The following is a 6,000-nucleotide window of genomic DNA, read 5'->3' as shown; positions in this document are numbered from 1 at the left end:
GTGGGTAACGTGGTTCGGTGTTATGGCCGTCATTCCCGCGAAAGCGGGAATCCAGTTTGGCGTTTGGCGGGTCGTAGCGAGCCGGTGCCGTGGATTCCCGCTTTCGCGGGAATGACAGATTGCGTCCCTTTCGGCCATGGGCCTGTCGTGAGCCGACGCCGGGCGAGGCTTGACGGCGTCGGCGGCGGTGTGCGACACAGGCACGAGGAGAGGATCGCCATGGTCACAATAGGCCTTAGCGGCCTGACCGCCGCCGCTCCACATCCGGGCAACGGAGCGCTGGCCGATCTGTTGATCGCTCGCACGCGCACGATCCTTTGGATTGCGCTCACCGCTGGGCTCACCTTCGGCACCTTGGAGCTGTTGCTAGCCCCGCAACTGGCGGCACCGTTCTTCGTAAAATGCGGCGGCATCTTCTTGACCACCACGACCCTACTGGCGCTGCGCGCCCGTTGGGTGCGCCGGCACGCCCTCGCGGTATCACTGCTGGTGGTAGCGATGGCGTATTTGATGACCGCGATTTCCGGTATCGTCAGCCCCAGCCGTGAGTACCAAACCACCGCCGTGCTGTTCGTGGGCGCCGCGCTAACCACCGCCACGCTGTTGCCTTGGGGAGTGTGGCTGCAAGCGGCCAGCGTGCTTTACGGCGCCGTGCTGCTCGGCGCCGCGGTCTGGCGCGCGGACGGTAACTTGCAGGTGTTGCTCGACGATCCGGGCGCGGCCGTCGCCGTCGGCTTCGTCATCTCGCTGGTAGCTGCGCGCGAGTTGCAGTGCTATCGCCTCAAATCGCTGAGAGAGTTAGCGGCACGGCAGCAGGCCGAGAGCGAGATTCTGGCGCTCAACGCCGACCTCGAGCGGCGGGTGGCGACGCGCACCGAGGCTTTGCAGGCCGCCAACGAGCAGCTGCACGCGCTCTCGGCGCGCCTGGAGTCGGTCCGTGAGGAGGAACGTACGCGGCTGGCACGCGAGATTCACGACGAGTTGGGGCAGATGCTCGCCGCCCTCAAGATTGATCTGGACTTGCTGCCCAAGCGTTTCGCCGCCACGGCCGGTGCCGGCGCTGCCGAGGAGTTGCTGTGGCAGCGGCTGAGCGCGATGTCGGAACTGGCGCAAACCATGATTCACTCAGTGCGGCGCATCGCCTCCGAGCTGCGGCCGAGCCTGTTGGATGACCTCGGCCTCACCGCCGCTATCGAATGGCTGGCGCGCGAATTCCAAGCGCGCTGCGGCGTGGCTTGCACGTTCACCAGCCCGCAGCCGGAGATCGCGGTCGATCAAGTCCGCTCCACCGCGCTGTTTCGTATCGTACAAGAAGCGCTCACCAATGCCGCCCGCCATAGCAGTGCCCAGCGCATCGCCATCGTTCTGCGAGTCGACGGCACCGACCTGGTGCTGGAGGTGCATGACGACGGCCGCGGGGTAAGCGAGGCCGAGAGCAAGAGCCCGCAATCGCTCGACCTGTTCGGCATCCGCGAGCGGGCGCTATTACTGGGCGGCAACGTACTCGTCACCGGCGTCGCCGGGCGAGGGACCACCTTGTGCGCGCGTATTCCGCGCGCTGAAGCCGGGCCGCCGCCCGTTCCGGCTCCACGACAAGCCGCCGTCTAGCCTCGGCTCCGGCCAAGCCGCCGCCGTGACTGCGCCCGCGAACAGTGCGCTGGCGTGCGCCGGCTAAGCGCGTTGACTTGCCTTGCCCCCCTTGTTACTCGCAGCCCATGGTCGTGCGCACCCGCTTCGCTCCCAGTCCCACCGGCTACTTGCACATCGGCAGCGCCCGCACCGCGCTGTTTTCCTACCTTTATGCGCGTCATCACGGCGGGGTCTTCATCCTGCGGGTGGAGGACACCGACCGCGAGCGCTCGACGCCGGAGTCGATCGAGGCCATTATCGAGGCCATGCGCTGGCTGCAACTGGAGTGGGACGAAGGGCCCTTCTACCAGAGCAAGCGCTGGGATCTTTACCGCGAGCACGCTGAGCGCTTGCTCCGCGCCGGGCATGCCTACCGTTGTTACTGTACGGCCGAGCTCCTCGACGCCAAGCGCAAGGCCGCCATGGTTGCCGGCCGTAAGCCGATGTACGACCGCACCTGCCGCAGCTCTACCGCCCGCTCGGACGGCCCATTTACCATTCGCTTCAAAGCCCCACTCGACGGCGAGACCAACATCCCCGACTTGGTTAAAGGCCCGGTGGTGGTGCAAAACCAGGAGCTCGACGACCTGGTGCTGGTGCGCTCGGACGGCATTCCGACCTACAACTTCTGCGCGGTGGTTGATGACGCGCTGATGCAGGTCACCCACATCATTCGCGGCGAAGACCACCTCGCCAATACCCCGAAGCAGATCCAGCTATACCGAGCTTTCGGATACCCGATGCCGGCGTTCGCACACATCCCGCTCATCCTCGGGCTCGACCGGGCCCGGCTGAGCAAGCGGCACGGTGCCACCTCGGTAACCGCTTATCGCGACCTCGGCTACCTGCCCGACGCCCTGATCAACTACCTTGCGCGCCTGGGCTGGTCGTATGGCGACCAGGAGATCTTCACGCGCGGCGAGCTGATCGAGAAGTTCTCGCTCGAAACCGTGGGCAAGTCGGCCGGCGTTTACAACCCGGAGAAGCTGGAGTGGGTGAATTTCCAGCACCTCAAGGCCATGCCCGCCGCCGCGCTCGCACAAGCCGTCAAGCCGTTCATCGCCGCGCGCGGCTGGCCCATCCCCGGCGACGACACGTGGTTGGCCGGTGCCGTCGCCACCCTAAGGGAGCGGGCTAAGACATTGGTCGAACTGGCCGATTCGGCACGGTTCTATCTCTGCGATGACGTCGAACTCGAGGCCAAGGCCGCCGCCAAACATCTCCAACCGGCAACCGCCGCACCGTTGCGTGACCTAGCCGGAGAGCTCGCTGGGTTGTCGCAGTGGAACATCGACGGGTTGCAGCAAGTGTTCAACGCGGTGATGGCACGACACAGCCTGGCGCTGGGCAAGCTCGCGCAGCCCGTGCGCGTTGCTCTGACCGGCGGCACCACCAGCCCCGGCATCTTCGAGGTACTAGAGGTGTTGGGCAAAGAGCGCGCGCTGGCACGGCTCGGGCGCGGCCTCGAATGGGCCGTCGCCGCCACCGGCGCAGCAACGGCGGTGGCGGCCCGCACGTCGTAATGCTGCCTTGACATCGCGCCGGGGCCTCCGTAATCTACCGGCCGATCTGGGTATTGAGGAGTCGGCTAATTGGTAAGCCACCTGACTCTGGATCAGGCGATTGTAGGTTCGAGTCCTACCTCCTCAGCTGGGTGATTGCGGATTGCGGAATTTGGGTTCGGTATCGTTGACAAATCCGCAATCCGCAATCATAAAATCTGCCGCCACTGGTCCCATCGTCTAGCGGTTAGGACGCCGGCCTCTCACGTCGGTAACACGGGTTCGATTCCCGTTGGGACCACTCTGTTTTCCAACAACCTAGCCGCGACTGGCACCTGAAGAGGTGCGACGGGCGCACTGTTCGCCCCCATCAGCGCCGCGGAGCCCAAGCGTTCGGCTCAACGCGCGAGCAAGCGTAAGCGTGCTGGGTGTAGTCGGGCGCGGGAGCCCGCACCACGGTCTTCGCCGGCCACAGTGGGGTCGCGATCCGCTGCGCTTGCTCTTGCTCAGGGCGGGCTTGGCCCGCAGCCCAAAGCTCGACAGGGGTATTCCGTCATGCCCGCAATCTTTAGAGCCTGCCCCCGCGAAGGCGTGGGGCAGGCATCCAGGGGCGGTGGGGCTCCGGATGGATTCCCGCCTTCGCGGGAATGACGGAGGGAAATCTGCGCGCGACGCCAAGACTTTCGGCCATAGTAGTTCAGGGTGAGCGGGGTGTGCACGGATCACCCGTGACGGGCACAAGTGTCGCGGACACAATGCAGGGCGCAAGCGCAGCCGCCCTTACCGACACGCTCCGGCCCACCCCCTGCGGCCCTCTGCGCTCTCTGCGGTTGAATCCGTTCTTCGTCATGGAAACCGGATTTCTCACCGCGGAGGACGCCGAGGGACGCAGAGGAATGAAAAGGATTTCGGCTCTTGCCTCTGCGGCCCTCTGCGCTCTCTGCGTACTTGGCCGCCAGAACGCACACTGGCATTTAGCGTACGTCTCAATCCCCTCATCGAGGAATCGTCCTGTCGGACAAGATAGGAACTTGAACCATGGAACTCACCCACATTGGGTCTCAATCCCCTCATCGAGGAATCGTCCTGTCGGACACGGCAATCCTGGTGCGGGCGCGGAACGGCGAGTTGGTCGAGTCTCAATCCCCTCATCGAGGAATCGTCCTGTCGGACAAAATAGCCGCGCGCGTCGTGGCGATCCGCCAGTGGGTGTCTCAATCCCCTCATCGAGGAATCGTCCTGTCGGACCTGCGGCGGATACCGGGCGGCTGCTGCTACGCGACGTCTCAATCCCCTCATCGAGGAATCGTCCTGTCGGACCGATCAACCACGCGATCCTCGCACTCGCGGGCCGTCTCAATCCCCTCATCGAGGAATCGTCCTGTCGGACGCGCTGTTCGCGTCTGGTCGCCGCCTATCGCGGCAATCGTCTCAATCCCCTCATCGAGGAATCGTCCTGTCGGACTGGCGAGCGCCGAAGAGCAGGAGCTCCGCGCGGCCGGCTACGTCTCAATCCCCTCATCGAGGAATCGTCCTGTCGGACGAGTCGGTCGCGGAGCAGGCCGAGCGGGCGAAGGTGTCTCAATCCCCTCATCGAGGAATCGTCCTGTCGGACAGGCCGAGCAGAAGGCCACGCAGCCCGACGGTGTCGTCTCAATCCCCTCATCGAGGAATCGTCCTGTCGGACATCCAGCGCAGCGAGCAGCAGGTGCGCAAAACCGGCGACGTCTCAATCCCCTCATCGAGGAATCGTCCTGTCGGACCAGTTCGATCGAGACGGGGTAGCCGAGTGTGACGAGTCTCAATCCCCTCATCGAGGAATCGTCCTGTCGGACAGCAGCAGTGGCTCGGGCGTGACGTCAGCTGCTCGGAGTCTCAATCCCCTCATCGAGGAATCGTCCTGTCGGACCTCATGGCGGAAGGTAGCCCACCACCGGATCGATACAGTCTCAATCCCCTCATCGAGGAATCGTCCTGTCGGACGGGGAGTGGTACTTTAAGCGCGGCGAGCCCGAACCAAAGGGTCTCAATCCCCTCATCGAGGAATCGTCCTGTCGGACTGGCGACGAGACTATCGAGGTGGTGGCGCAGCGCAGTCTCAATCCCCTCATCGAGGAATCGTCCTGTCGGACAAGCTGATGGCACCCGACGACAAAACACTCCGCACACTGTCTCAATCCCCTCATCGAGGAATCGTCCTGTCGGACATCAGTGGCACAACGAGCGCGTAGTCTCGCGGAGGTCGACGTCTCAATCCCCTCATCGAGGAATCGTCCTGTCGGACTCGCGCAGGGCGAACTGCGCGACCAGCTGCGATCGGCCCTGTCTCAATCCCCTCATCGAGGAATCGTCCTGTCGGACACAGCGCGCCTGGCGCTGGCGGCGCGTGCCAGCGGGTCTCAATCCCCTCATCGAGGAATCGTCCTGTCGGACCGGCGATAAGGACAAAGACAAGCAGCTGAGTCACCAGATCAAGTCTCAATCCCCTCATCGAGGAATCGTCCTGTCGGACGGCCCCCAAAGTCGCAGCTAACGCCACCGCCACCGCCACGTCTCAATCCCCTCATCGAGGAATCGTCCTGTCGGACATTAGGCCGCCCTCCGCGGCGCGTGAGGCATTGGCTGTGTCTCAATCCCCTCATCGAGGAATCGTCCTGTCGGACAATGGTCCAGGGCGAACAGGCGAGATGCTTGATCACGTCTCAATCCCCTCATCGAGGAATCGTCCTGTCGGACGTTGTGGGATGACCACCAGGAAGACAGGAAGTGCAAGTGTCTCAATCCCCTCATCGAGGAATCGTCCTGTCGGACGGAATACATCATTGTGCCGCCCCGGTGCTGTTGGGTCGCGTCTCAATCCCCTCATCGA

At 64.0% G+C, this 6,000-nt stretch carries 2 protein-coding genes, 2 tRNA genes and 1 CRISPR repeat array (1 of these 5 running past the window's edge); all 4 genes read left to right on the top strand.

All coding sequences use genetic code 11. The features are described from left to right. Positions 1 to 219: 219 nt before the first annotated feature. The 4 genes from HY699_16110 to HY699_16095 all read left to right on the top strand — a co-directional run bounded on the left by HY699_16110 (position 220) and on the right by HY699_16095 (position 3,432). The gene (locus tag HY699_16110) at positions 220 to 1,608 is read left to right on the top strand and encodes a sensor histidine kinase (GenBank protein MBI4517329.1); all 1,389 of its coding nucleotides are present in this window, start codon (positions 220 to 222) and stop codon (positions 1,606 to 1,608) included. A gap of 107 nt (positions 1,609 to 1,715) precedes the next feature. Then, positions 1,716 to 3,152 carry a glutamate--tRNA ligase gene (gene gltX / locus HY699_16105; protein ID MBI4517328.1) on the top strand — a complete coding sequence of 479 codons (1,437 nt, stop codon included), beginning with the start codon at positions 1,716 to 1,718 and terminating at the stop codon, positions 3,150 to 3,152. A gap of 54 nt (positions 3,153 to 3,206) precedes the next feature. Then, positions 3,207 to 3,279 (top strand) — tRNA-Gln (locus HY699_16100). A gap of 81 nt (positions 3,280 to 3,360) precedes the next feature. Next, positions 3,361 to 3,432: transfer RNA gene (locus HY699_16095), tRNA-Glu, on the top strand. 682 nt (positions 3,433 to 4,114) lie between these two features. Next, positions 4,115 to 6,000: direct repeats of the CRISPR family, unit length 37 nt; unit sequence GTCTCAATCCCCTCATCGAGGAATCGTCCTGTCGGAC (it continues 168 nt past the right edge of the window).

It is taken from the genome of Deltaproteobacteria bacterium, assembly GCA_016210005.1.
In the GTDB taxonomy this organism is placed as follows: domain Bacteria; phylum Desulfobacterota; class Binatia; order HRBIN30; family JACQVA1; genus JACQVA1.
This window is presented reverse-complemented; position numbering and strand designations above follow the sequence as displayed.